Origin of the sequence: Neobacillus sp. 19 (genome assembly GCF_049463095.1) — a bacterium.
In the GTDB taxonomy this organism is placed as follows: Bacteria; Bacillota; Bacilli; order Bacillales; family Cytobacillaceae; genus Neobacillus.
The window spans coordinates 31,563-57,978 of the sequence record NZ_JBMPZU010000070.1 but is presented as its reverse complement, the minus strand read 5'-3'; the positions used below and the strand labels follow the sequence as shown (position 1 = coordinate 57,978).

The window sequence follows — 26,416 nt, the reverse complement described above, 5'->3', positions numbered from 1 at the left end:
CCTCCTCCTTTCTAATCGGTAAAGTAAACAGGATTTGTTATTAAAATTCGATTGAGATGTTGATCAAAAACAGATATTCGCAGCCAAATCAAATCTTTAACTTCACTTTTCTCTAGTTGATGAATCACTTTATGGTGACCTTCATATAAATCTCCTAAATTTGATTCGATTTTCACTGCATGTACATCCTCTGTATCTGTTAGATGGACCTTCATCATCAGAGTATTAAACTCGTTAAAATGAATCCTGTCGCCAATTGTCCACTGACCATTAATCGTCAGGTCAATTTGCGGTGAAAGCGAAATGTAACTTCTGCCAAGCTTTACGGCTTCTAAAATATCATCCCCTGAAGATGTTTCCTTAACGGCTGTATACAAGAAAGCTGGAAGTTTTGTTGTATTCGAATGATGCCAGTCCCTGCCGCATGTTACCGGAATTTCAATACCAGCATTCAGCAACTGAGTCCATTTTGCAATTGCATCTGCATTTGATAGAGATTCATGCGGATCCTCCGAATTCCACACTTCAATAAAATCAATCCATTCAAGGGACTCTAAGGCATACTGCCAGCGGCATCCCGTACAGTACGGACTCCCTACATCGAATGGATGGGCAATCCCAATTAATAATCCCTGTTCTTTCATTTCTGCTAATTTCTCGTTAATATTCACCCGGTCGATTAACGTCCAATCCATCGGCGGCTTGTCCTGATAGCCTAATGTTAAGAAGTGGCCGTGAAGCGTTGTCATTTCTAACCCCTTAATGAATTGTAAGGGATAATTTTCTGGGGAAATCTTGTCAAATGCACTAATCGTATTATGGTCTGTTATTGCCAGCCAGTCGATTTTCTGTTTTATAGCATCATTTATTAACTCTTCCGTTGTATGCCTTGCATCGCTGTGATGCGTGTGGGTATGGAGTTCTACTTTTTTATAGCAAGTTTGGGCATTTAAATAGCGCTCCCTCTTAAACCGCTCTTTTTTGATAGCTGCGATTTCGATGGGCTGTGTGGTGGACCTTTCTTCTTTATGTATAGCATCGATGGTGCAATGAATTTCTGTTTTTGCTGTAACTAATGCATGGAAATTAAATGATATATCCCAAAACCCTGGAGAGACTTCCCTGGTTTGTATCCCTGGTGAGGACTGGGAATTGTTAATAACGACTCTTCCTGTTGATTCAAACCGGTGACAACTTCCTTCATATCCTTGGCTTGAGCTGACTGAGACGGTAATCAAATTCCTTACAGATTGGATATGTGCCCGATCTGATGCAGCCATGTTGTTATCCTTTTGATAACGTGAAAACAATTGATCTAAACGGTCTTCGGCATTTTCTTCCGTTGGCGAATAGGAGTATTGGATGACGATTTCTTGGGTTGTCCTAGGTACTTCCACGCGAAGAATTATGTGTGATTGATGGGATTCTGGTGTTACTGAAATATAATAGTTTCCTAAGGTTGTTTTTAATAGTGAGGTTTTCTCCACAAATAGCCTCCTTTTTCGACTTTATACAACACATAAAACCCGTTGTAACCGCTTACCTAAATGGTAAGAAAATATTTGAAATAATGGTAAGAAACGTACAAAGTACAATTTGAATATGTTTGTTTCGCGGAAGTATAGCTATAATTCAAACACAACACAACATCAAATGGGCTTAAACTCATATTATTATAAATAGATCCATTTGTAAATTAGACTATTCAAATAATTTTTAAAATAATTTGACAAAAAAAAAAGACATTGCGAAACTCCGAAACTCGCTTGTCTTTTTTTACCTATTACTAGATTGCGGATTTTAAATTAAACACCTGCTGCCACAGAAGAATTCAACCTTCGAAGTTTCATTTTACTACAGCAGTTTTTAATTCAAGAAAGTTGTCGATCGTTATATCTGCTTGAGCAAGTTCATCTTCTTTGGCAAAATCAAAATTACAGCCAATCGCAATTAAGCCATTGCTTTTTGCCCCGTTAATATCTGATAATCGGTCGCCAACCACCGCGCCCTGTTCAATATCATATTTGGTTATGATCGTACGGATTAGATCCGCTTTATTGAGCGAGTCTATTTGTTGGATGCTGAAAACTTCTGTTACCCAATTATCCAACTTGTAATATTTCACAATAGCATTCAAGTATTCAATTTGCCCATTACTTGCTATGTAAAGGGAGAAGTTATTTTCTTTTAGATAGCTAAGAACTTCTGTCACATTCGGATATAAAGAACCATGACCGGCGTTAATATTCGCGATTGATTTTTCATGAAAAATTTCATTGGTTCGTTCACGAATCTCATGTGAATGGTTTGGTAATAACGTTTCCCACACGACTGGCAGGGGGACGCCCATAATTTCACGATACTTTCCGATTGGCGTTTCCCCCTCCCATAAGTTCAAAAACCTCAAATGCTCAAACGTTTCTTCAAGGGATAACGCTAAAATCTTATCTGTTTGAAACAGGGTACCATCCATGTCAAATATCAATGATAACGACATTTTCTTCCTCCTTTGGAATCTCAATTCTCCACTTTACTTGAAAACCGGTTAAAACTTTAAGAAATTTAATGATAAAAGGATGTCTTTGTAAATATAAAGACATCCCCGTTTATTACGCTTTATTACTTGATTTGAATTCATTCAGTTTGGCTTTTACTGTTTGCTTTACCGCTTCTTTACCTGGAGAAAGGATGGTACGTGCGTCGTATATTTCTTTGTCCTTATCCAATACTTCACGAACAGCTTTAGCCCAGGCTTGCAAACATTCTGTATTCACGTTAATCTTCGCATGACCAAGTTCGATTGCCTGTTGGATTTGATAATTCGGAATACCTGATCCGCCGTGTAACACCAGAGGCACATTGGTCAACCCTGAAATCTCCTTCATTTCAGCGAATCCTAACTTCGGTTCACCTTGGTAGGGACCATGAACAGAACCAAGAGCTGCTGCTAATGCATCAATTCCTGTTTCTTTTGCAATCCGTACACATTCCTCTGGATCCGCATATTGAATACCGCCAATAAGTCCGTCTTCATTACCGCCTACGGTTCCAACTTCTGCTTCAACCGAAACACCATGAAGTCTTGCATATTCAGTGACTTGCTTGGTCATTTCAATATTTTTATCAATTGGATGATGGGAGCCGTCAATCATGACGGAAGTATATCCCGCATCAATCGCCTCTTTACAGCGTTCCACACTATTGCCATGGTCTAGGTGTAAAGCGACTGGTACGGTAATATTCTTTTCTTCTATAATACTATTAATCATTGTTGCAATCGTTTTAAATCCACCTAAGTAATCCACAAGTCTATCAGAGGATGCTACAATAACAGGAGATTGTTCTTCTTGGGCCGCTTCTAAGATCGCTTCAGCCCATTGAAAATTATTAATATTGATTTGCGCAACTGCATATTTTTCTTGTTTCGCCTTTAACAGCATTTCTTTCATCGAAACTAATCTTGTTGCTACTTTAGTCACTAGAATCTCACCTCTCTTCATCAACCAATATGCCATCCGTTCTTAGTATTGTTTTGCCGTTTCTAATTTTTGCTTTCTTAATTCATATACCTTTTGGATGCTTTCTTTATTGGCTACTTCTGCCACTCCGACATTCCACCAGCTGTCATAGCCTTCTGTCATGGTTTTTGGCAGTACCTTAATCTCGATTAGAGTTGAAACTTCCTGCCTCTTCGCATCCTCTAAAGCGGCTTTCAATTGTTCAATGGTGTTTACGCGGTATGTTTTCGCACCATACCCTTCTGCTACCTTGGCATAATCAACATTTAGAATGGTATTGTTATGTGTTCTGAACTCTGTGAAATACGTTCCCATGCCGTTGCCCATTTGCAGGTTATTAATGCAGCCGAAACCAGAGTTATCAAACAACACAACATTGATTTTTTTGCCATATTGAATCGCTGTGATCAGCTCAGAGTGCAGCATTAAGAAAGACCCGTCACCTACAAGAGAATATACTTCCTTATCTGGGTTAGCTAATTTAACTCCCAGCGCACCTGATACTTCATACCCCATACAGGAATAACCGTATTCTACGTTATACGTATTTGAAACTGTTGGATTCCAGATACGCTGTACATCACCAGGTAACGACCCTGCAGAAGTAACAATCGTACTGTCTGGGGCAATCGTATCATTTACAGCGATTAACGCTGTCGTTTGCGCCAATTCCGTGTTTAATGCATCGGCATATTCATTAAGAATTTCCTGTGTGAAGTGGCTTCTAATTTCCGGTTCGAAGTTTTCACGGGTAAAGGTTACTTTACTTAAGCGGTCGCGTTCAGCGTTCCACTCCTGCTTCAATTCAGCAATTGTTTCGCCAAATTCACTTTCATATCCTTCTAATAACGGTGCCAATTGCTCTAATGCCGTTTTCGCATCTGCCACAACCTGGAAGGCATCCAATTTATATGCCTGCATGCGGCTGACGTTAATATTTAAGAACTCAGCATGATCAAAGTCAAATGCTGTTTTAGAGGAAGTGGCGAAATCTGTATAACGGGTACCGATTCCGATCACGAGGTCTGCCTGACGGGCTGCTTTATTTGCTGCCAGCGTACCAGTAACACCCATACCGCCTAAGTTATTTTTAAAAGTAGATTCTACCGTTGCTTTACCTGCTTGAGTTTCTACTAATGGAATATTATGTTTTTCAGATAGAGCCGTTAAGATGTCGCGTGCTCCTGAATATTTAGCCCCGCCGCCTACTAGGATTAGTGGCCTTTTGCTTGCTTTGATCAGCTCAGCTGCACCTTTTAGTTCACGCTCTACCGGTGCTTTACGGTCTAAATAGTGGACGCGCTTTTCAAAGAATTTCTCATCGTAATCATATGCTTCCCCTTCAACATCCTGTGCAAGGGCAATCGTTACAGGGCCAGCTTTCCCTGGGTCTGTCATCACTTCAAAGGCACGAATAAGACTTGACATTAACTGCTCAGGACGGGTAATACGATCCCAATATCTGGAGACAGGTTTTAAGGCATCATTCGTTGTAACCGCTAAGCTGTATTCCTGCTCCACTTGCTGCAATACTGGATCGGGCTGTCTTGTTGCAAATGTATCCCCTGGTAAAAGCAACATCGGAATATTATTTGCCAGCGCTGTTGCTGCAGCCGTAACTAGATTAGCAGCACCAGGTCCTACAGATGTTGTGACAGCATAGATTTTTTGACGAAGCATTTGTTTGCTGTACGCCATCGCAGCCAGGGCCATTCCTTGTTCGTTTTTACCTTGGAAGACCTTTAAGCGACCTGGATCCTGTTCCAAAGCCTGCCCAATTCCTAATACATTTCCGTGACCGAATATAGTAAAGATACCTTCAACGAACGGAAATTCTTCACCGTCAACATGGATATATTGCTGATTCAAAAATTTGATTAAGGCTTGTGCGGTGGTTAATCTTATTTTCCCCATGGACATTTTCACCTCTTACTGATTTGTCACTGCTTCTTTGGATCGGTCAGCAATTAATTGCTCTATTTCTTCTACTGTTGGCATCGCTTCAGAAGAACTGTGTTTACTTACAACAATGGCTGCAGAGGCACTGCCGTATTTTAGGGCTGTTTCAATATCTTTACCTGAGATTAGCGCATAAAGAAAAGCGGATGCGTATGAATCACCAGCACCGAATGTTTTTAATACTTTCGTTAAATAAGCATGGCCTCTGAACGTTTCCCCTGATCTTGTATATGCATAGGAGCCTTCTTCACCATGCTTAATGACCACTAATTCCGGAGAATGTTTGAATAAAGCAGAAATCGTTGCTTCATTGCTGCCAACTTCTACATTTTCCATGACATCGAACTCATCACGTGTACCAACGACAATATCCGCCTGCTGTGCCACCATTGTATAATAGACAGAAGTTTCCTCTTTAGATGTCCATGTATAACCACGGTAGTCTAATTCAAACATAACCTTCACATTATTTTTCTTCGCCAGCTGCACGGCCTTTAGTACCGCTTCACGGGATGGGCTTTTTGCAAGAGCTGTTCCAGAAACTAAAAGGATTTTTGATTGTTTAATGTAGTCTTCATTTACTTCTGAAGGATCTAAGTAAAGGTCTGCGACTTCATCACGGTACATTAAGATGCTGCACTCTTCAGGGCTTTTGATTTCTGTAAAAGCTAAGCCTGTTTTATGCCCTTCTTTGTCTGTTACCATATTGGATGTATCTACGCCGACACCAGCCATATAGTGTTTAATAAAACGGCCATGCTGGTCATCTGCCAGTTTACCGATAAAGCCTGCGTTTAAGCCAAGCTTGGATGATCCAATCGCAATATTAGCCGGAGAACCGCCGACATATTTTTTAAAAGTCATCGTTTCTTCCATTGGACGGTTATATTCTACAGCGTTTAAATCGATGCATGCACGACCAATAGCGATTAGGTCAAATTCTTTTTCAGAATTAAATTCAATCTTCATGTTGTTATAGCACCCCTCATACCTTATTTTCGTTCTAGGATCCATTCGTGTGCAGGTTCGTTGTGGAACTTCCAAATGCGTTTTCGGTCCCGCCATGATGTTTAAATAATAGGATTCATACCCATCAGGAACCGCTACAGGGTGATAGCCTGCCGGAACGAGGACAACATCTCCGTTTTCAACAGCCATCGTTTCATCGATAGAACGGTCATCTGTATACACGCGTTGGAAAACAAAGCCCTGTCTTGGGTTCATTTCATGGTAGTACGTTTCTTCTAAAAATGACTCATGCGGCAAGTTGTCTTGATCATGTTTATGTGGCGGATAACTTGACCAGTTGCCGCTTTCTGTAAAGACCTCTACCACTAGTAAACTATTTGCAGACGGATCCGAGTCAGGCAGAATATTGTGTACCAGTCGTTTATTATTATATTTCCCTCTATGTTCAATGCTGTTATCTTCAGCTTTAATCAGCCTTGTTGGTAATTGTTTTTCAGATGGAGAATAACAAAGTATAATCCGTGCCTCTGTAACTGCTTCTATGGCAAAAGCGCGGCCGTTTGACACATAGACACTATCAGTAGGTTTCTTTTCAAAAACGCTTTCTCGGGTACCGATGTTTCTAAATATTTCTTGTTTGTCTGAAACATTTATTTTCCCTGTTAAGGCAACAATGCAGCATTCTACTTTTTCTAATTCTTCTCGGTAGCTAGCTCCCGGAGCTAAATCTATCACTTTCATAGCAACATATTCTAATGAAGAATTTTCACTTGTTACTTCATGTACGAGCTTAACACCCGGTGATGTTTCTATTACATTTGGTTTTCGGAGTAATTTACTCACGGTTTTCAACTCCTCATTTATGTATAGGATATTATCCCAACTAATAAGAGTTGGGATAATATCATCGAAATCTTATTCAAATGATGGTGCTTTATAGTTTGCTGTTACGACTTTCTTGCGAGTATAGAACTCAACGCCATCTTTTCCGTTTGCAGGCAATGTGCCATAGAATGAAGATTTCCAGCCGGAGAATGGGAAGAAGGCCATTGGCGCTGGAACACCTAAGTTAATTCCTAACATACCTGCATCGATATTTTCACGGAAGTAACGGATAGATGAAGCATTTGACGTATAAATACAGGCCCCATTAGCAAATTCTGATTTATTAGCTGTTTCAACAGCTTCTTTTAAGTTTTTCACACGTACGATTGATAATACGGGAGCAAAGATTTCATCTTTCCAAATCTGCATATCAGTTGTCACACCGTCAAAAATGGTTGGTCCAACAAAGTATCCCTCTTCGGGTTGTCTATCGCGGCCGTCGCAAACCAATTTGGCGCCTTCTTCAATACCCTTTTGGATATAGCCCAATGTTCGTTGGTGATTTTGTTCCCGAATAACCGGACCTAAGAACACCCCTTCATCAAGGCCGTTACCGATTTGTACTTCTTTTGCTTTTTCAATTAGGTTTTCAAGGAATGCATCTGCAACGCCTTCTTCCACTGTTACAACAGAGCAAGCCATGCAGCGTTCGCCAGCAGATCCGAATGCAGAAGCAATTACGTTTGTTGTCGCATGATCCAGATCAGCATCATTTAATACGATGGAGTGGTTTTTTGCACCTGTTAAGGCTTGAACACGTTTTAGGTTCTCGCTTCCTCGTTTGTATACATATTCACCGACCGGCTGTGAACCAACAAATGAAATAGCTTTCACTTGTGGATGATCAAGAAGTCCGTTTACCACATCGTGTGCACCGTGGACAATATTGAATACACCTTTAGGAAGACCGGCTTCCTCTAATAGTTCTGCTAATCTTTGCGCTAACAACGGTGTTCTTTCAGATGGTTTCAGGACAAATGTATTACCTACGGCAATCGCCATTGGGAACATCCAGCAAGGGACCATCATCGGGAAGTTAAATGGTGTGATACCGCCGACAACCCCAATTGGATAACGGTAGTTTGTTACTTCTACGTCCTTTGCGATAGTTGTCAATGAATCACCCATCATGAGTGTAGGAGCACCTGCCGCAAACTCAACATTCTCAATTCCTCGTCCGACTTCACCTAATGCTTCAGTAAGGTTTTTACCATTTTCAATCGTAATTATCCTTGCTAACTCATCTGTATTTTTTTGTAATAACTGTTGGAAGTTAAATAGAATTCTAGCCCGTTTTTGAACAGGGACGTTTCTCCACTCTTCAAATGCCTTTGCTGCGACAATTACCGCATAATCAAGATCTTCTTTTGTCGAGATCGGAACTTGAGCAATAACCTCTTTTGTCGCTGGGTTATATACATCTTCGTATTGAGTAGTTTTGCTTTCTACCCACTCACCATTTATATAGTTTTTTAGTTTTCTAACTTGTACCATTACTTCAGACATATCTTGTTCCTCCTTAATCGTGGTTCTTTTTAATAGGTTTTGGACTATTCTAGTTTGAAGTGTATTTCATGATGCACTTTTAGATCGATAACCCTACGGAATTTATGCTTTAATTAAATCTTTTTATCATGTTTTGGTTATCTCTTGGTAACCTTTGATTACATCTTAATACTAAAAACGCTTTCAGTCAACTTTTTTTCATTTCCTTTCTTTTTATTATCCATACGAACTAAGAAACGACGTGAGGAAGTGTGATCGGTATAAAAACAAAAGGGGCCAGCCTCCCGCTGCATAACAGCAGCGAGAGGCTGGCCCCTTCGGTTTTTGACGGAATAATGAAGCAGCGGAAATGTTCCTGCGCTTCACCCTCTATTTCTAATGGCTTCAACTGTTTGGAGATACATCGCTTCTCGTTCTTTATCTGAAAGAAAATGTAAACTGATTCTGTCAATCAGGTAGAGGGTACTCATGTCAAGCCCCGTTAATAGAAAGTTGTTTCTCAGCGGGTGCACTGTCCACAATACCTCATCGGAAATTTTAGTCAGCGGGGTTTGCCCAAAAGCGGTAAAGGCAATCAGTTTTGCCCCTTTGCTCGTTCCCAGTCTGACTGATTGCAGTAAATCGGCCGTTTGACCGGACCGTGAAAAGGCTAAAATCAAATCTCCCGGCTTTAGCAGCGTACTTCTGATAATCATCAGATGCGGATCCGTAACTGCCTCTGAAATAAATCCCATCCGGCTGAGGCGATAATTCAATTCCTGCGCGGCCAAACCCGAGCTGCCTAAGCCGTAAATGAAAATTCGTTTGGCTTCTTTCATATCCTTTAGCGCCCTAGAAAATGGCTCCGGATCGATTAACGACTGAACATCTGCCAGCATCTCATGGTAGGAAGCGAACAAGGTTTGTTCAATCCCTTCCGTTTCCTTTGCTTCAGTACCCCCCGCAAGCTTCACCTTCATCTCTACGAAATTTCGGCAGGAAACCTTTTTGGCAAAACGGGTGATCGTACTGAGGGAGACGCCTGTCGCATCCGCAAGCTCTTGGATATGACTGTGGGAAACCTCTTCCGGGTTGGCTAGAATATAGTTTGCAATATTTCTTTCTTTATCAGATAAGGAAGAGTAAATACTTTGGATCTCATTCAACACCGAAGACATGATAAAACATCCTTTTTACTTTGGAATTTGCGCGGCAAATCGGGCTGTAATTTGCTGCGGACGCGTAATCGCACCGCCAACAACTACAGAATATACCCCAATTTCAAACGCCCGTTTCATCATTTCAGGGGTCATAATATTTCCTTCCGCGATGACAGGAATGCTTACTGCTTTAACGACATTTTTTAAAAAAGCAAAGTCATTCTCATATAGTTTACTACCATTTGATTCATTTGTATAACCGTAAAGGGTCGTACCGACACAATCAAATCCTAACTTTTCCGCATGGATGGCTTCCTCAACGGATGACGTATCGGCCATTAGCTGGACAGCTGGATTTTTTTCACGGGCAAAGGAAACAAGTTCTTCAAGTGATAAACCATTCGGTCTGCTTCTTAACGTTGCATCCATAGCGATCATTTCGCAGCCGCTTTCGATTAATTCCTCTATTTCCTTTTTCGTAGCGGTAATGAAGACTTCACTATCCTCGTAATCCCGCTTCACGATGCCAATCACCGGCAGCGTAACCTCTTGTTTAATCGCGATAATATCCTCTTTAGAGTTCGCACGGATTCCGACAGCACCGCCTTCTTTCGCTGCAAGGGCCATTTTGGACATGATATAAGAGCTGTGAAGCGGCTCCTGATCCAATGCCTGACAGGAAACAACAAGACCATGTTTAATTCTTTCAAGCATGTTACTCACCCACCAATTCTTCAACTTCATTTTTAATAATTGTCACTTCTGGTCCATAAATAACTTGGACGCCATTGCCTTTTTTCACGACACCTCTTGCGCCAGTTTTTTTCAAAATATCATCATTGACTCGTTCCACATCTGTAACTGTCACACGTAATCGGGTAGCACAACAGTCAACATCTTGCAGATTTTCTTTTCCGCCAAGACCATCAACAATCGCTTGAGCCCGTTCACTTTTATTCGTTACATTCACAACTGCCTCGCCTTCTTCTTCGCGGCCTGGTGTCTTGAATTTGAATTTCTTAATCATGAACTTAAATGAGAAATAGTAGACAAAGAACCATGGAATTCCAATCACAGGTACCATTAGCCAATTCGTTTTTGCCTGACCTTGTAAGATACCGAATAAAACGAAATCAATAAATCCGCCAGAGAACGTTTGACCAATCGTGATTTGGAAAATATGGGCAAGCATAAATGCCAAACCATCTAAGAACGCATGCAAGACATAAAGAGCTGGAGCAACAAATAAGAATGAAAATTCAATTGGTTCTGTGATACCTGTTAAGAATGAAGTAAGCGCGGCTGACGCAAGCAGGCCGGCAACTTTCTTTTTATTTTCTGGTTTAGCTGTATGGTACATGGCCAAGCAGGCACCGACTAAACCAAACATCATCGTAATAAAACGGCCGGACATAAACCGTGCTGTACCGATATAGAACTTATGTGTCTCAGGATCAGCCAGCTGGGCGAAGAAAATCCGCTGTGTTCCTTCGATAAGTTTGCCATCGATAGTTAGCGCTCCTCCAAGACTGGTTGTCCAAAATGGCATATAGAAGATATGGTGCAGACCGAAGGGTCCAAGCATTCTAAGAACAAATCCATAAATAAATGTTCCAATGTAGCCGGTTGCTTCAACCAAGCCGCCCATTTGAAAGATTCCCTTTTGAATAAATGGCCACACAAAGAATACTACTACACCAAGGAAAATCGCCGCAAATGAAGCAATAATCGGCACAAACCGTGAACCGCTGAAAAACCCGAGAAACTGTGGTAATTGTTTTTTGTTATAGCGATTATGGAGCCATGAAGTCAAAATCCCGACAACTACACCACCGAAAACACCTGTTTCAAGTGTTTGAATCCCAAGCGTCATCCCTTGACCGACAGCCGCCGGATTCTCGACGTTCATTTTGCCGGTAATTGTTAATAAAGATGAAATCGTTGCGTTCATAACTAGGAATGCTAGGACACCAGCAAGTCCTGCTGTTCCTTTATCTGATTTCGCAAGGCCGACGGAAATACCAACGGCAAACAATAGTGCCAAGTTAGCAAACACGACAGCGCCCGCACTTGACATGATTGCGAAAATATTTTGAAGCCAAGAAATATCTAAAAACGGATACGCCTTCACCGTATTCGGATTGGACAATGCACCGCCAATTCCGAGCAGCAATCCCGCTGCTGGGAGGACTGCAATTGGAAGCATGAACGACTTACCAAACTGTTGCGCCTTCTCGAAGAAACTATTCATCAAATTAACCTCCAATATGAAAATTATTTTCATGTGCTAGTATAAAATATTATTTTTCAAAATGCAAGAAAGGGTTTGCAGAAAATCAGTGGAAATATGTGGTACATTCAGAAGCGAATAAAAAAAGCCCGGCAAGAGTATCTTTTACCTTGCCGGGCATAAATATTAATTCTCTTCGATTTCTCGACGATTTTTCTTAAATATTTTTGATAAGATTTCATAAACAATCGGTACGATGATCAATGTTAATAACGTTGAGCTTGTCAGACCGCCGATAACAGTAATCGCAAGACCTTTGGAGATTAAACCGCCTCCGCCGCCTGCGCCAAGTGCCAACGGAATTAATGCACCAATTGTGGCGATGGCCGTCATCAGGATTGGCCGCAAACGTGTGGCACCTGCCTCTAATACGGCATCGCGCATTTTCAGCCCGTCACGTTCCATATGAATGATCCGGTCTACGAGAACGATGGCATTCGTAACGACAATTCCAATCAACATCAACAGTCCCATCATAACCGAAACCGATATCGTTTCGCCGGCGATTAACAGGCCGACAAATGACCCAATAACCGCAAACGGTAACGAGAACAGAATCGCAAACGGCGCGACACCTTCACGGAAGGTAACCACTAGAATGAAGTACACAATTGCAACTGCTGCAGCCATCGCAATGCCAAGCTGCGTAAAGGTTTCTGTCATATCTGCCTGTACCCCGGCAACGCTGACAGTTACCCCTTTCGGTAAATCCAATTTATCTACTTCTTTACCTACCTTAGCTGTTACTTTAGAAATATCTTCTGCTTTAATTTTTCCGGAAACGGTGGCGAAGTACTCGCCTTTACTGCGTGCCAGTGTATTTAATGTTGTCCCTTTCTTAACGGTGACAAGTTCAGAAAGCGGCATAGTTGTCCCGAGTGCTGTCAGCACCTGTTTCGCTAACAATTCATCGATAGACTCCGGCTGGGCGGCCTGTTCCTGCTGCACGATCACCTCTAAGGAGTCACCGTCTTTTTCAACCGTTGTTAACACATCTTTTGTTTTTTGCGGGCTTAACATCATCACAAGCTGGCCGGTAGTTAACCCGTATTGCAGCAAGTTCGCTTGATCCACCCTGAAGGTATACTCGACGAAAGCATCCTCTGCACTTGAAGTGACATCCTTTAAGTCATCATGTTTCTTCAGTACAGCTTCAACCTTTTTAACCGATTGATTCAGCTTGTTAATGTCTTCACTGTAAAGGGAGTAGCTGATTTCATTTTGCGCCCCTGACATTGAAGAGAAGTTCTGGCTTTTCCATTTGCCTGATTGATCAAGGCCGGTGACATATTTTTCAACTTTTTCTTTTACTTCCGGGAAGTTCTTCATATCCGGGTCGAAGATGAGGTACATTAAGGCACCGCCTCCGCCTCCGCCCATCATCGCAGCCATTTGGTCGCCTTCTTCAGTTACGGACACTTGAACAATATCAATATCATCTCGTTTCAGCATCTTCTCTTCGACTGCTCGAACGTTTTCTACTGTTTCGTCTTTAAGCTCGCCTGCTTTTGGCGTATAGGTTAAATACATGACTTTATCTTCTTCACTGCCCATGAAGCTAAAGCCGATTAATGGTGTTAACGCCAAACTTCCGGCTAATAAAACAACCGCTAAGATTGAGGCAATCACTTTATGGTTAAGGGTCTTTTCAAGGAACCATTTATACCATTGGGCAAGTTCGCCAGCTTCTTTATGACGTTTGGTGGTTTTTTCACTATATAATTTTTTCCGAAATAGGAAGTGTGACAGTGCCGGAACAATGGTAATCGCTACAAGTAACGATGCACCAAGGGCAAATGCCATTGTTAAAGCGAACGGTGCGAACAGCTCGCCGACCATTCCGCCAACAAAAATCAGCGGCGCAAATACCGCAACAGTGACCAAAGTCGAGGACATAATCGGTTTGAACATTTCGATTGTCGCTTCACGAATAAGGGCGCGGCCCGTTAATTTTTCTTCTTTCAAATGCAGTCTTCGGTAAATATTCTCCACGACGACAATCGAGTCATCGATGACCCGCCCGATGGCAACGGTAATCGCCCCAAGCGTCATGATATTCAGTGTGATATCCATCCAGTGTAAGAGCAATAATGCCATGAAGATGGAAACGGGAATCGATATGATTGAAATAATCGTCGATTTAAAATCCCGTAGAAAAAGAAGAATGATTAACACGGCAATGAGTCCGCCAAACACTGCTTTTTCAATCATCGTCGCCACCGATTCTTCAATCGGTTTCCCTTGGTCAAGTGTCACATCAATAACAAGACCATCGACCTTTTTCTTTTCCTCTTTAATTAACTTTTTCACTTTATTTACTACATCAACCGTGTTTGCCTGCTGGCCTTTGACAATTTGGATGGCAATCGCGTCTTTTCCGTTTGTTCGGGAGATCGATTGTACTTTACCAACTGTATCAATGGTTGCAATGTCGCTAAGCTTCACAAATGGGGATGGATTTGTTGCTGATGGTGTAACAGGAATCAGCATATTCTTTAATTCATCCGCGGTCATGAACTTGCCGTCAATCGCAACGGCCTGCTCCCCTGCTTTAAACTCGTAAAGTCCTAACGAAACTGCCATGTTGCTGGCTTGAATCATCTGCTTGACTTTATCTTCTGTTAAGCCAAACTCCACCATTTTTGCTTTATTATACGTCAGGTCCACTTCTTCAATATGCTGGCCGGTAATCGTTGCCGACGCTACACCTTCGATTTTTTCGATTTTTGGAAGTAAGCTTTCCTCAACTGTTGAGGTTAATTCAACAATATCCTCTTTTGAACTGCTGACACTTAAGGCAACAACCGGCATCATGTTCATGCTGATAGCTGTTGTTGTCGGCTTCTGTGCTCCTTCCGGCAATTTCAAGGAATCTAATGCCGATTTTAATTCGCGCTTCGCCTCATCCATATCGATGCCGTATTCGTATTCAACTTGAATACTAGACATGTTCGCATAGGAATTGGAATAAACGGCCTTCACATGATCAAGACCTTCGACCGCTTTTTCAATCGGCATCGAGACATCTTCCATCACCTTTTCAGGTGTGGCTCCGGGATAGACGTCCATGACCATTAAGTATGGTATCGAGATATTCGGAATCGTCTCCATATTCATCCGTGTACCAGAATAAATACCCGATACGGTTATAATAATCGTAAGCAGCCATACCGCTAACTTATTTTTCAACACAAAATTGACTAACCCTTTCACTATTACACCTACCCTAAATTGACTTATCACACTCAATTTCTTATAATAATGACCAATTAGTCATTTGTCAATCAAAGACCATAGGAGCGATTAAGTAAAATGGTGAAAAAACAATTAATTATGGAGAAGGCGCTGGAGCTGTTTGCAAAGCAGGGATTCGAAGCCACATCCGTCCAGCAAATAACTGAGCATTGCGGTATTTCTAAAGGGGCATTTTACTTATCCTTCAAATCAAAGGACGAATTAATTATTGCATTAATTGACCACTTTATGATGCAAATCACCTCTGATATTGACTACATAGTCAAAAACACGAAGGACGAGCAGCTTTTATATGAATTTTATTATGCCATCTACCATGGTTTTCAGAAGCATTCCGATTTCGCTAAAGTTCTCATGAAAGAGCAGTCGCAAACCTTTAATAAAGAGCTTATTGTCAAAATGCAATACTACGATAAATTAATCGAGGACATCATCTTAACGATGATTGAGCGCTTATACGGCGACGAAGTGAATGAGAAAAAATATGATTTAATCTATAGCATTAAAGGCTTTATGAATATGTATTCACAGTTATTTGTCTTTTATAACGTTCCGTTAGATTTGAAGTTGCTGTCGGAGTCACTCGTAGAAAAAACATCTGTCCTCGCTCGGTATACGACTATACCGTTTGTTACCCAAGGACTTTCTCAATTGTTAAAGCAGCCGATGAAAGAGGAGGTGACAAGGGAACAGCTTCTCGACATCATCAAACAAAAAATAGCGGAAATGGAAGAATCGATTGAAAAGGAATCATTAATCCTGCTGCGCGAAGAACTGCTAGAACCGAAACAGCCGCCAGCAGTTGTAAAAGGATTGCTCGGAAATATTCGCAATCACCCGCATTGTAAATGGATTTCCTATTTATTGCGGCAGTATTTTAATAATAGGTCGTAATTGGAGGGAAGGGCAACGTAGAATAATTCTACATCGGGAGTTGGGCTGAATAATAATTCACGAAACACCTACGTAGACGGCTTCTACATCGGGATTTGAGCTTAAAAACTCGCCAAACACCTAGGTAGACCTTCTCTACATCGGGATTTGGACTAAAAATTCACTCAAACGTCCAAATAGACGGGTTCTACTTCGATGTTAATGCCCAAAATCCCCTCAAAACTCCAAGTAGGGTAATTCTAGATTCTTCTTTTACGTCGCACTCGGCCAAAAATACGCATAAACGATTTCTCCCCCAACTATTCCACACATTCTGCTTCTGTGTACCCTGTGTATTCAGAACAGTATTTTAGAAATTTCTCTTGTATAATCTTTAAGAATTAAAAAAAGGCGTGTCGAGCTGTTGCCAGCTCACACGCCTTTTTTATTTGCACCGTTAAAACCGTTAGGACGGTTTCAATACTTCTTATTTAATCCATGCTCCATCATTACCGACCTTGTATCCTTGGACTGTTGTGCTTACTGCCATGGTGCCGTCGTTTTTGAGGTAGTACCATTTGTTTTTGTATTGCACCCAGTTATTTTCAAGCATCTTGCCTTCTTTGCCTAAGTAGTACCATGCATTTTTGTACTGTACCCAGCCATTTTCAAGCATCTTGCCTTCTTTGCCTAAGTAGTACCATGCATTTTTGTACTGCACCCAGCCATTTTCAAGCATTTTGCCTTCTTTACCTAAGTAGTACCATACATTTTTGTACTGCACCCAGCCATTTTCAAGCATTTTGCCTTCTTTGCCTAAGTAGTACCATACATTTTTGTACTGCACCCAGCCATTTTCAAGCATTTTACCTGATTTGCCCAAGTAGTACCAAGTATTTTTGTACAATACCCAGTTATTTTCAAGCATTTTGCCATCAGTACCAAGGTAATACCAGTTTTCTTTATCTTTTAACCAGCCAGTTTGAGCAGCGCCATCTTTATAGAAATACCAATGGCCGTCTTCGATTTGCCAGCCTTCCTTCACCGGTTGTTCTTCATCGGCACTAGAAACTAATTGATAGGTTTGGCTGCCCCCGTTTTCTTCACCAAGCGTTTTAATGTTTGGCACTAAGTCCAGATATTGATTTGCAGCCGCGGAAGCTGTAAATGTCATCGTTACATTTCCATCAACCGGTGCAATCGACCAGTTGTGATCCGCCTTCAGGTCAATGACTTTTCTATCTCTAATATAATCCATCAAAATATCACGAATCTCATCAGTAGAATCAAGCACTAGCTCAGCAGTTCCGTCAACTAGGCCCGGAAACTGCCCGCCTCCGCCGGCACGGTAGTTATTGGTGACAACGATAAACTCTTGATCATCCTTAATCGGCGTACCATCCATCATCTTAAAATTGATGATTCTGTGTGAATCCGCATTCTCAAGGACACCCTTGCTCCAGTCATATCTTCTAGGCTTGGTGACATCCACTTGGTATTTCACACCATCAATTACATCATATAAGTAGCCAGGGAAAGAGTTATCAAGTAAATTTTGTGGTTCCTCTTTAGCTGGATCAATCTGTTTAAAAGATGAAGCCGAAAATTCAAGCCACTCTCTCACTTGAGCCCCGGTCATTTTTACCGCTTTGATCGTATTGTCAAAGTTGTACAAATCTGTTGCACTTTTGATTGAAAGATCGCCAACCGCAACGTTTGTATTATTTTTAAAAGGTGCCATCGCCGAAACAACTGGAATACCCTTTAATTCCGGCTTATTTACTGGAATCCATTTTTCTGCATAATCGATTTGCGCCAGGTTCACAAGGTGTAAACTGGCATCGTCTGCTACTCTAGAGAAAAAGCTGAACAGCGGCTGCTTCGTTTCGCCAATTTTTTCATTCACATAACGAATGGTTGCCTCGTGCATGTCTTTAACTCCAGCGACAATTTCTTGATCCAATGGAGTATCCACGGAAACCGGGCGGTTCTTTGAATTTGAAGCTTGCTTATCGACAGTCCACTTACCATTTTCATCTTGAACAAGTTTTAAATCCATGACGCCTAAGTTGTCGCCCCATTTTCCTGCTTCAACTGCAGGAACGCCATGAATATGTCCCGTTTTATTATCAATTCCTTCTTTACCGTCAAAGCCTTTTGCTCCTGGGAAGGTTGAGTGTGCATGTCCGAATAACATGACATCGATCCCCGGAACCTTCGTTAATTCATAAACAGCGTTCTCGGCTTCTTCTTGGTCTTCCTCTTGAATGTCACAGCCGGAGTGGGCAATCGCAACAATAATGTCGGCGCCTTCCGCTTTCATTTGAGGGATGAATTTTCTTGCAGACTTCGTAATCCCTTCTACCGTCACTTTTCCATCCAGATGGAACTTATCCCAATTCAATATTTGTGGCGGTACAAAACCAATGACGCCAACTTTAATCGTAGATTCCTTGCCGGCATCGTCGATAATGGTTTTTTCTTTAATAACAAATGGCTTAAAATAGTTTTCTCCATTGTCAGCACGATAAACGTTCGCGTTTATCACATCGAAGTTCACACCTTTTAAGACACGATCGAGAAACGGCAGGCCATAATTAAACTCATGGTTCCCGACAATCGCTGCATCATAGTCAAGGGTGTTCATTGCTTTAAACAATGGATGGACTTCGCCTTCCTTCAGATTCTTGGCCGCATACGTTGCCAATGGATTCCCTTGAATCGAATCTCCGGCATCAAAGAGCATAGTGTTTGTCTTTTCCGCTCTAGCCCCCTTGATAAGCGTTGCGGTCTTAGCCAAACCATATTTAATTCCTTGATCTGTACCTTGATAATAATCATACGGCATAACATTTGAATGAAGATCCGTAGTTTCTAAGATACGTAGCTCTGCCGTATTCCCTGTACCAGCTTCACTAGCTGCTTTTACCCCAGCAGGAAAGAAACCTTGCACTGATCCAGCAACAAGAAAAGCTATTAAAATAGCAGTCAGAAAAACTTTCACTATTAAACCACCTTCGACAAAATATTTAGTATTCCCCGAAAAATTATACATTGACTCGAGAGCGTTTACAAGTTTTCGAAATTGATGGAAAAAGAGATGTATTTTACGTCTGAATTTTATCATAATAAAAAACTGTAGAGTGTTTTCTACAGTTTTTTCATTCGTATATTTCTAATTGATTCCTAAGCCCGCTTTTTATACGGGTCTTCCCGATAGTCCGCTTTTCGTTTATAAATAACTTTTCCTGATTCTTCTTTTCCGTGAATGGAGGTAATAAGCGCTCTTACACCCTTAACAGTTTCTCCAAGTTTATACGATTTTTTGTCTACTTTTGATACCACTGCTCTATTCATAAAGATGCACCTCCAAAGATATTATTAATCGTGCTTAACAGGTTGTAATTAGCAAGAAAGATATGGTCAATCTCTTCTTGACTTAATGTCTTTCTTCCCGTTATTTCCACCGTCAAAACCAATTGGTTCCCTATAGGATAGCATAAAACATACGTATTATCAAAGGCTGTACTACTCTTTTGAAAAACCAGCTCGTTGCTTTGCAAAAAACAATCCATCACGATGATTCTATCTGATTTTCGCCTGTTTTCATTCACGTCAAACGGGTAAAACTTTCCTTGGCCATCGTTTCCGGCTACTTGTTTCAGACCTTCAATCCCCTCCGCTTGCCAAACCCCGATTCCTTCCACGTAATAAGAATAGGGCGCTTGATAAGCATTCCTGACCGCTTCTTGGAGATATTCAAACTTCTTAGCCGGGTCTGCCAAGAGTCGTTTTGATAAGGTTCGGAGTATGCGAATGAGGGCATAGTCCTTGTCCATGTTTGCTTGTGCTTCAGCTAAACGCTTTGCCGGATCCTGAAAGACGCCCAACTCTCTAATTTTTCTTTTTATCGCCCTGCAAGCTAAATTTACAGCCGCATCGTGATTATGATCTCCACGCATTTCATACCTTAATACGGTAAGTCCGTCTAAATCGGAAGGTAAACGAAAACCTTTGGCTTCCTCACTTTCAGGCGTGACACTGGGAATGATATAAAATACTCGTCCTCTTCTTAACCTTCCCCAGAATAGCCCCATTTCAAACAGAGTATTGTCTCTTGTTGTAAATGTAATGGTACCTCGTATATTTACAACATCATCCGGTGAGAATACAAATACAGCAAAATCATTTTCATCTAATTGTCGTTCCAGACTTTCCATATTATATTCGAGTGGGCGAAATGCACCTGCTGTCCAAGGAGTCACCTCAGCAACATGTGTAAGTGCTTCATGAATGGCATCAACATAGTCAGCTGATTCTCTGGCAGAACCAATAAATAATCTTGGCTTGATTTGGGTCATTTCTCCTCCAAAAAAGTGTTATTTCACAATGTATTTACTCTTATTATATCACCCTTATTTGGGATATTTAACCACAGAAATCAATATTTATAAACAAACGCCATTGTAATTACGATAATAACAATTATTGGAAGATAAAATAGGCCCAATGTATTAGAAAGACAAATCCGCATCCATGAGCTTATTTCGGGTGCGAAAGGTTTCACATTCATGGAAAAATCGATAACCTCTCCTTCAGCTTTTATTCTAACGTGATCATAAAGTTTTCTGAACAGCTTTTCCTGCCAAAGAAAATAGCCATCTAAAAGCCAAAAGAAAATAGTCGGTATTAATGCAATTGAAATAAATCGATAGTCCATCTCTTGGATATTCGCAAAAACAAAAAGTCCAGCAACAAGAGTAACTGTCCACCCCTTCAATAAAAAGGAATTTTGCCCCATTCGATTGATGACTCCCTGAATAAATTCGAGATGTTTCAGCTTATTTTCATTCATATTATACCCCCAAATGCTATTTATTATAGTATTCAAGTGAAAGCGAAGAATTCCTTTTTTATTATTTGGAGGGGAACATAATTTTTTGTAACTGACGATGTGGACATTTTGAGAAAAATGCGATATTGGGGGAAATGTACCAATTGCTATGTACCTGTAGGAGAGATTCCCTAATTTTTCATCGAAAAGAAGGGAAGGAAAATAAAAAGGACGAGGTTCCAGTCCCCTCGTCCCTTAGAAGATTACTTTCCAATTATTATTACAGTTTGCTGATATTGTTTTTCTCTTTAAAATATAGTTGACTATTAGTTCGGTCATGTCTGTCTGAATTTCTTTCGTTACTGGTTTACCTTTGAACATTTCGTAGTCTCCTCCGCCTCCGGCCCGATAGTTATTCATCACGACATCGTATTGATTTGAGTGGTTGATCGGCTTCCCATGATAGTTAAGTTTTGTGACGCGAGCTCCGATTGGCTTTGAGATATTTAATTCGTATTCAATTCCTTCCCACATATCATAATTGTAGTGTTGGGGCTTCGGCTCAACAAACGCAGGATTTACTTTTATTTCATGATTTTCATCCACTATGAAATAAGTGGCGCATTTTTCCAAAGCATCCTTAATATCCTGCCCGGAAATACGGACTACCTTTAAGGTATTAGGATAAATATAATTCGAGACGATATCTCTCATTGTGACATGTTGAGCGAACCCCGGCGATTCGTTGTGAAACAGAGCAGTGCTTGATATATCCACACCTGCTGCATCCATCTGGACCTTATTCATGAATTCAATTAATGGATGATCCTTTAACCTTACTTCAAAGGCATCATCAACCGTCATATCTCCTTCAATTTCCCCAATTGGCTGATCAAGCCATTTCTGTGTAAGTCTTTCAAATTCTTCAGCCAGCTCTAAGATATTTTTTTCAGGTTCAGTTGTATCGTCTACAGATACGATCTCAGCAAATTTTTCTATAACCTTCCACTTACCATCCTGATATTGAAATTGGATCACAGCCTTACCTAATGCCTGCCCATTAAATCCCGGCTGAATGACGGTTACGCCATTGACATTTCCCGTAAGCCGCCGATGCTGATGGCCTGTTAACAAAACATCAATACCTTTTACTTCATGGCACAGCCGATATCCTTGGTTTTCACCGGTTAACGGCTCGGTTGACTCTCCTGATGACAAATCGCGTTCAAAACCTCCATGATAGGAAACAATTAGCAGATCATATGTCTCATGTTCTTGCAAATACTGGACCCATTTCCTTGTTGTCTCCAGCACATCTTCAAAACGTAATTCTTCAATATGGCTTGGATTCTCCCAATTTGGAATGTAATGGGTTGTTACACCCAGAACAGCCACCTCAAGTCCATTATCAAATTCCTTGATCAAATAAGGCCTTCCCAAAAAAGGCTGGTTCGTTTCTTTACTAAAAATATTGGCGGAAAGCCAGGGAAAATTGGATTCCCTTACTGCTTTTTTTAACAACCCCATCCCATAGTTAAACTCATGGTTTCCAATAATTGCAGCATCATAATCCAAGCTATTTAGAATGCTGATCATTGGATTTTTTTTGTCATGAAGGAATTTGGCATACTGATAGGTTAAGGGTGTACCTTGAATAACATCACCATTATCAATCAGTACATTGTAATCATACTTTTGTTTCTCCACTTTAATTAGATGGGCAAGCTTAGCGATTCCTGCGTTTGTTTCTTGATTATTCCCATAGTTAATCGGGAGAACATTTCCATGAATATCACTCGTTTCGATAATCACCAATTCACACCGTTTTTTTCGAGTCGGCATCTTCTAACTTCCCTTCAGCTAAAATCATCATCATTATACTGATAAAAGGAAATGAATAAACAATAATTCACAAAATTACTAACCCTAAAAAAACAACGGAGATATGGAGAAGGGCATCAATTGTCCCTCTCCCCCGTCGGCCATTGGTGATATTTCTACACAAGCTTCAGCTGTATCAATATCCATCCCCAAAAATGTTGTATTTCTATCAAATAGTTTGAGAGAAAGAGCCACTAGAACCGTCCCCTCGGTCTCGCTTCGCCTCTTAAGCGACTATTTCACGTTCATTTTTATATTTTTCGTATTGCTTTTCGGTAATAATCTTTTTAAGAATTTGAACGACTTCCCAAACTTCCTTGTAGGACGTATAAAGGGCAACTGGTGCGAGACGAATGATGTTAGGTGCGCGGAAATCCGGAATAATTCCGTTCTCCTTCAATGCCTTACAAATTCGGGCTGCTTCACTATGCTCTAAGCTCAGATGCCCGCCGCGCCGTGCATCCTCTCTTGGTGTCCCAATGAAAAATCCCATATCGGCTAATTCATGCTCAATTAAATTTATTAAATATTGATTGATTTTAAGAGATTTGTTCCGGATATTTTCAATACCTGCTTCTGTAAAAATTTCTAACGAACCGATTAATGGTGCCATGCTTAGCACATGTGGTGTACCAATTTGGAACGCTCCTGCAGAATCTGCCGGTGTCAGTATGTGCTCCATATCAAATTGTTTCTCTTTCTTCGAACTAAACCAACCGGCAAGACCAGGCATTTTTCCAAAATGCTTGCGGTTCACAAATAAACCGCCTACTCCGCCAGGCCCGCCGTTTAAATGTTTATAATTGCACCAGAACGCAAAATCGACATCCCATTCACTGAAGGAATGTGGAATCGAACCAACAGAGTGGCACCCGTCAAAACCGATTAAAATCCCCCGTTTATGTGCCTCATCCGTTAATCGTTTCATATCTAATAGTTGGCCGCTCCGATAGAGAACAGTCGGTAAGACAATTAATGCAATTTCTTCGTTCATCGCGTCAATCATATCCTCTTCTTCTAAAAAACGGCCATCGCGGCTTTTCACACTTATGAGATGTGTGCCGGGATCATAACCATGATTTCTAAGCTGGCATTGCAGCGCATAAATATCGGAAGGAAACGTTAGTTCATCCGCTAAAATTTTGGTACGTGTTCCTTCTGGTTTATAAAACGTTGAGACAAGCTGATGCAGATTAACGGTAGTAGAACCCGTTACGATGACTTCTTCAGCAGCAGCTCCTACTAACGGCGCAAGCTGTTCTCCCAGTTTTTCGGCCATAAAGAACCATGGGTTATTCCCCATTGTCCAGCCATCTATACCATATTGTTTCCAATCGTCCAAGGATTCTAAGAGAGTCCTTTCCGCCCTTTTCGAAAGAAGTCCTAATGAGTTTCCATCCATATAAATAGAACCTGGCTTTAAATAAAACTCTTCGCGAAAACGTGAAAGAGTATCTTCCTTATCTAATTGTTTTGCAAAATCTACTGATGGTAAGAAATTCGAAATCATTTTAATCCTCTCCCCTTCGAGGTGAAATCGCTTACAAGCGAATCATAACAAACAATATGACACGGTACCAATAGTATATTCCTGAAAATCCCAATTAAAAAAAAACAACCACATTCTAACTTTTACCTATCACTTTCATTTTGAAAAAATACTTATCCGAAAGTGGATTGGAAGCCCCTCGCTTACGATCCTAAATTGTGCTAAAATACGGACGATACTGGATGAAGGAGGATACACTTGAATGGACAACCTCTTTAATCGTTTTCAGCCCAAATCTGTTTCGGATCAAGAGTTCCTTTCCGATTTCTATAACATTTTATGGGACAGACTTAAATTTATTTCTTATATGTTAATTTTCACCTATCCTTGTTTTATCGTTGTCGATTTCATTTTTTTAAAAAAACTGGAACATCTTGCATTTAGGACCGGGCTTATCAGCATTCACCTTATTTGCCTAGTCATCTCTCTAATATTTATCATTATTTATCGATGCCGGGACAATCGCTCCAAAGTATCGATTGTTAATACCTATATCCTGCTCTACCTATTGATTGGCGCGGCCTCTTCGCTGAACAGCCAATTGTATACGGGAAATATGTATGTGTATATCATCATTTTATTAGCAGCGGCTATGGTCTTCCCTGCACATCCAAGAACGATGTTTGTTTTGTACCTTGGTATACAGATTATTTTTATTACTGGTCTATATTTGTTGGATCGGCATTATTACTCCTTTATTCTCAAGCTGATTAATTCCACTGGGGCGGCCGCGATTTCATTTACCCTTACGCTGGCTTTTTATTCGTTTCAGAAAAATGATTTTTTAAATAAAAGGAAACTTCGCAAAAATGAGGAGAGTTTTCGAAGCTTATTCAATATGAGCCCTAACCCCCTCATTCTGGTTAGACTGGAAGATGAAGAGATTGTCCTGATGAATAAACAAGCAGCTGAATACTATCACCTGGATGGAAGGAAACTGGAGGAGCTGGATCTCCACTTCCTTTTTCCGAATGTACAGGAAAAACAAGAGATCATCGACAGATTAACAGAACTGCAAAGTATTAAGAACTATGTGATGGAGACACCAGTGTTAAAAAGATGGGTGCTGCTGCATTTTGAACTGGTTGATTACTTGGATCACCCATGCATGTTAATGGGCATCACCGATATTACCGATTTGAAGCAGAAAGAAGCTGAGCTTTTGCACCATGCTTCCATTGATGCACTTACAGGGGCGTTCAATCGAAGAAGAGGGCTCGAGCTTATCCGTGAGCATTTACAAACCGGGCCCAATGCTAAACCGTTTATTCTCTGCTATATCGATATTAACAATCTTAAAATAGTGAATGATCAATTCGGCCATGCCACAGGTGATGACCTGATTAAGACCATCTGCGAGACGATTCACCACCAAATTGATGACAGTGATGTGCTGATTCGGCTGGGCGGGGACGAGTTTATCGTGCTTTTTTTCCAAAAACCACTGATTGCAGTGGAACAGGTGTGGGCCAATCTCGAAACGGCATTCAAAACCATCAATGAGCGGCGCGAAAAACCCTATCACCTTTCTGCCAGCCATGGATGGATTCTATGACTATCGCCCTGAAACACCGGTTACACTCGAAGAAATTCTTGAAATCGCTGATCAGGAAATGTATAAGAATAAATGTTCAAGAGCAAGCCACAGACTGGATCCATCCATTAAGAAATGAGCAAAAACGAGGACGGAATTCTTCCATTCTCGTTTTTTTATACGAAATATCCTCAATTTTAGACCAGTATCCAATCAATCGGGGA

The 26,416-nt window shown here is 40.9% G+C and carries 19 protein-coding genes and 1 pseudogene; 3 read left to right on the top strand and 17 right to left on the bottom strand.

Going from position 1 to position 26,416, the window contains the following annotated elements; genetic code table 11:
- Window positions 1–11 precede the first annotated feature (11 nt).
- The 11 genes and pseudogenes from ACO1D1_RS22320 to ACO1D1_RS22270 all read right to left on the bottom strand — a co-directional run bounded on the left by ACO1D1_RS22320 (window position 12) and on the right by ACO1D1_RS22270 (window position 15,479).
- Window positions 12–1,487: a CehA/McbA family metallohydrolase gene (locus ACO1D1_RS22320; RefSeq protein WP_423337160.1), complete on the bottom strand. Its 1,476-nt coding sequence runs from the start codon at window positions 1,485–1,487 to the stop codon at window positions 12–14.
- A 359-nt stretch (window positions 1,488–1,846) separates the two neighbouring features.
- Window positions 1,847–2,497, bottom strand: a complete 651-nt coding sequence (locus ACO1D1_RS22315) for an HAD hydrolase-like protein (RefSeq protein ID WP_423337159.1) — start codon at window positions 2,495–2,497, stop codon at window positions 1,847–1,849.
- Window positions 2,498–2,609: 112 nt separating this feature from the next.
- The gene (gene fba, locus ACO1D1_RS22310; RefSeq protein ID WP_423337240.1) at window positions 2,610–3,500 is read right to left on the bottom strand and encodes a class II fructose-1,6-bisphosphate aldolase; all 891 of its coding nucleotides are present in this window, start codon (window positions 3,498–3,500) and stop codon (window positions 2,610–2,612) included.
- A 21-nt stretch (window positions 3,501–3,521) separates the two neighbouring features.
- Window positions 3,522–5,432 (bottom strand): 3D-(3,5/4)-trihydroxycyclohexane-1,2-dione acylhydrolase (decyclizing), encoded by a 1,911-nt coding sequence (gene iolD, locus ACO1D1_RS22305; RefSeq protein ID WP_423337158.1) that lies wholly within the window; start codon window positions 5,430–5,432, stop codon window positions 3,522–3,524.
- Window positions 5,433–5,447: 15 nt separating this feature from the next.
- On the bottom strand, window positions 5,448–6,446 hold the full coding sequence (iolC, locus tag ACO1D1_RS22300) for a 5-dehydro-2-deoxygluconokinase (RefSeq protein WP_423337157.1): 999 nt from the start codon (window positions 6,444–6,446) through the stop codon (window positions 5,448–5,450).
- Window positions 6,447–6,469: 23 nt separating this feature from the next.
- Window positions 6,470–7,289, bottom strand: a pseudogene (gene iolB, locus ACO1D1_RS22295) (5-deoxy-glucuronate isomerase).
- Window positions 7,290–7,361: 72 nt separating this feature from the next.
- A complete protein-coding gene (locus ACO1D1_RS22290; protein ID WP_149872818.1) occupies window positions 7,362–8,825 on the bottom strand; it encodes a CoA-acylating methylmalonate-semialdehyde dehydrogenase in 1,464 nt (487 codons plus the stop codon).
- Between the two features lie 374 nt (window positions 8,826–9,199).
- Window positions 9,200–9,994 (bottom strand): MurR/RpiR family transcriptional regulator, encoded by a 795-nt coding sequence (locus ACO1D1_RS22285; RefSeq protein WP_423337156.1) that lies wholly within the window; start codon window positions 9,992–9,994, stop codon window positions 9,200–9,202.
- 15 nt (window positions 9,995–10,009) lie between these two features.
- Window positions 10,010–10,690 (bottom strand): N-acetylmannosamine-6-phosphate 2-epimerase, encoded by a 681-nt coding sequence (locus ACO1D1_RS22280; RefSeq protein ID WP_149871837.1) that lies wholly within the window; start codon window positions 10,688–10,690, stop codon window positions 10,010–10,012.
- Between the two features lies 1 nt (window position 10,691).
- Window positions 10,692–12,227 (bottom strand): glucose-specific PTS transporter subunit IIBC, encoded by a 1,536-nt coding sequence (gene ptsG / locus ACO1D1_RS22275; protein WP_423337155.1) that lies wholly within the window; start codon window positions 12,225–12,227, stop codon window positions 10,692–10,694.
- Between the two features lie 165 nt (window positions 12,228–12,392).
- A complete protein-coding gene (locus ACO1D1_RS22270) occupies window positions 12,393–15,479 on the bottom strand; it encodes an efflux RND transporter permease subunit (RefSeq protein ID WP_423337154.1) in 3,087 nt (1,028 codons plus the stop codon).
- A gap of 99 nt (window positions 15,480–15,578) precedes the next feature.
- On the opposite strand from ACO1D1_RS22270, the gene ACO1D1_RS22265 reads away from it, so the two are divergent.
- Window positions 15,579–16,415 carry a TetR/AcrR family transcriptional regulator gene (locus tag ACO1D1_RS22265; protein WP_423337153.1) on the top strand — a complete coding sequence of 279 codons (837 nt, stop codon included), beginning with the start codon at window positions 15,579–15,581 and terminating at the stop codon, window positions 16,413–16,415.
- 466 nt (window positions 16,416–16,881) lie between these two features.
- On the opposite strand, the gene ACO1D1_RS22260 is transcribed toward ACO1D1_RS22265, so the two are convergent.
- The 6 genes from ACO1D1_RS22260 to kynU all read right to left on the bottom strand — a co-directional run bounded on the left by ACO1D1_RS22260 (window position 16,882) and on the right by kynU (window position 24,619).
- The gene (locus ACO1D1_RS22260; protein ID WP_423337152.1) at window positions 16,882–19,398 is read right to left on the bottom strand and encodes a bifunctional 2',3'-cyclic-nucleotide 2'-phosphodiesterase/3'-nucleotidase; all 2,517 of its coding nucleotides are present in this window, start codon (window positions 19,396–19,398) and stop codon (window positions 16,882–16,884) included.
- Between the two features lie 182 nt (window positions 19,399–19,580).
- Window positions 19,581–19,751: a hypothetical protein gene (locus ACO1D1_RS22255; protein ID WP_190284726.1), complete on the bottom strand. Its 171-nt coding sequence runs from the start codon at window positions 19,749–19,751 to the stop codon at window positions 19,581–19,583.
- A complete protein-coding gene (locus ACO1D1_RS22250) occupies window positions 19,748–20,755 on the bottom strand; it encodes a TIR domain-containing protein (protein ID WP_149871843.1) in 1,008 nt (335 codons plus the stop codon). The genes ACO1D1_RS22255 and ACO1D1_RS22250 overlap by 4 nt, the downstream gene beginning before the upstream one ends.
- An 80-nt stretch (window positions 20,756–20,835) precedes the next feature.
- Window positions 20,836–21,249, bottom strand: coding sequence for a hypothetical protein (locus ACO1D1_RS22245; RefSeq protein ID WP_423337151.1), 414 nt, complete (start codon window positions 21,247–21,249; stop codon window positions 20,836–20,838).
- 234 nt (window positions 21,250–21,483) lie between these two features.
- On the bottom strand, window positions 21,484–23,070 hold the full coding sequence (locus ACO1D1_RS22240; protein ID WP_423337150.1) for a bifunctional metallophosphatase/5'-nucleotidase: 1,587 nt from the start codon (window positions 23,068–23,070) through the stop codon (window positions 21,484–21,486).
- A 265-nt stretch (window positions 23,071–23,335) separates the two neighbouring features.
- The gene (gene kynU / locus ACO1D1_RS22235; RefSeq protein ID WP_423337149.1) at window positions 23,336–24,619 is read right to left on the bottom strand and encodes a kynureninase; all 1,284 of its coding nucleotides are present in this window, start codon (window positions 24,617–24,619) and stop codon (window positions 23,336–23,338) included.
- A 241-nt stretch (window positions 24,620–24,860) separates the two neighbouring features.
- Here kynU and ACO1D1_RS22230 point away from each other — a divergent pair, with 241 nt between their 5' ends.
- Window positions 24,861–26,213: a diguanylate cyclase domain-containing protein gene (locus tag ACO1D1_RS22230; protein WP_423337148.1), complete on the top strand. Its 1,353-nt coding sequence runs from the start codon at window positions 24,861–24,863 to the stop codon at window positions 26,211–26,213.
- Window positions 26,197–26,331 (top strand): hypothetical protein, encoded by a 135-nt coding sequence (locus ACO1D1_RS22225; protein WP_423337147.1) that lies wholly within the window; start codon window positions 26,197–26,199, stop codon window positions 26,329–26,331. Before ACO1D1_RS22230 ends, ACO1D1_RS22225 begins: the two co-directional genes overlap by 17 nt.
- Window positions 26,332–26,416: the final 85 nt, after the last annotated feature.

Bases quoted from the DNA above. Each gene is read 5' to 3' on its own strand.
- ACO1D1_RS22315 (WP_423337159.1), bottom strand. From the start codon at position 2,497: ATGTCGTTATCATTGATATTTGACATGGATGGTACCCTGTTTCAAACA.
- fba (WP_423337240.1), bottom strand. From the start codon at position 3,500: ATGAAGAGAGGTGAGATTCTAGTGACTAAAGTAGCAACAAGATTAGTT.
- iolD (WP_423337158.1), bottom strand. From the start codon at position 5,432: ATGGGGAAAATAAGATTAACCACCGCACAAGCCTTAATCAAATTTTTG.
- iolC (WP_423337157.1), bottom strand. From the start codon at position 6,446: ATGAAGATTGAATTTAATTCTGAAAAAGAATTTGACCTAATCGCTATT.
- ACO1D1_RS22290 (WP_149872818.1), bottom strand. From the start codon at position 8,825: ATGGTACAAGTTAGAAAACTAAAAAACTATATAAATGGTGAGTGGGTA.
- ACO1D1_RS22285 (WP_423337156.1), bottom strand. From the start codon at position 9,994: ATGTCTTCGGTGTTGAATGAGATCCAAAGTATTTACTCTTCCTTATCT.
- ACO1D1_RS22280 (WP_149871837.1), bottom strand. From the start codon at position 10,690: ATGCTTGAAAGAATTAAACATGGTCTTGTTGTTTCCTGTCAGGCATTG.
- ptsG (WP_423337155.1), bottom strand. From the start codon at position 12,227: ATGAATAGTTTCTTCGAGAAGGCGCAACAGTTTGGTAAGTCGTTCATG.
- ACO1D1_RS22265 (WP_423337153.1), top strand. From the start codon at position 15,579: ATGGTGAAAAAACAATTAATTATGGAGAAGGCGCTGGAGCTGTTTGCA.
- ACO1D1_RS22255 (WP_190284726.1), bottom strand. From the start codon at position 19,751: ATGAATAGAGCAGTGGTATCAAAAGTAGACAAAAAATCGTATAAACTT.
- ACO1D1_RS22250 (WP_149871843.1), bottom strand. From the start codon at position 20,755: ATGACCCAAATCAAGCCAAGATTATTTATTGGTTCTGCCAGAGAATCA.
- ACO1D1_RS22245 (WP_423337151.1), bottom strand. From the start codon at position 21,249: ATGAATGAAAATAAGCTGAAACATCTCGAATTTATTCAGGGAGTCATC.
- ACO1D1_RS22240 (WP_423337150.1), bottom strand. From the start codon at position 23,070: ATGCCGACTCGAAAAAAACGGTGTGAATTGGTGATTATCGAAACGAGT.
- kynU (WP_423337149.1), bottom strand. From the start codon at position 24,619: ATGATTTCGAATTTCTTACCATCAGTAGATTTTGCAAAACAATTAGAT.
- ACO1D1_RS22230 (WP_423337148.1), top strand. From the start codon at position 24,861: ATGGACAACCTCTTTAATCGTTTTCAGCCCAAATCTGTTTCGGATCAA.
- ACO1D1_RS22225 (WP_423337147.1), top strand. From the start codon at position 26,197: ATGGATGGATTCTATGACTATCGCCCTGAAACACCGGTTACACTCGAA.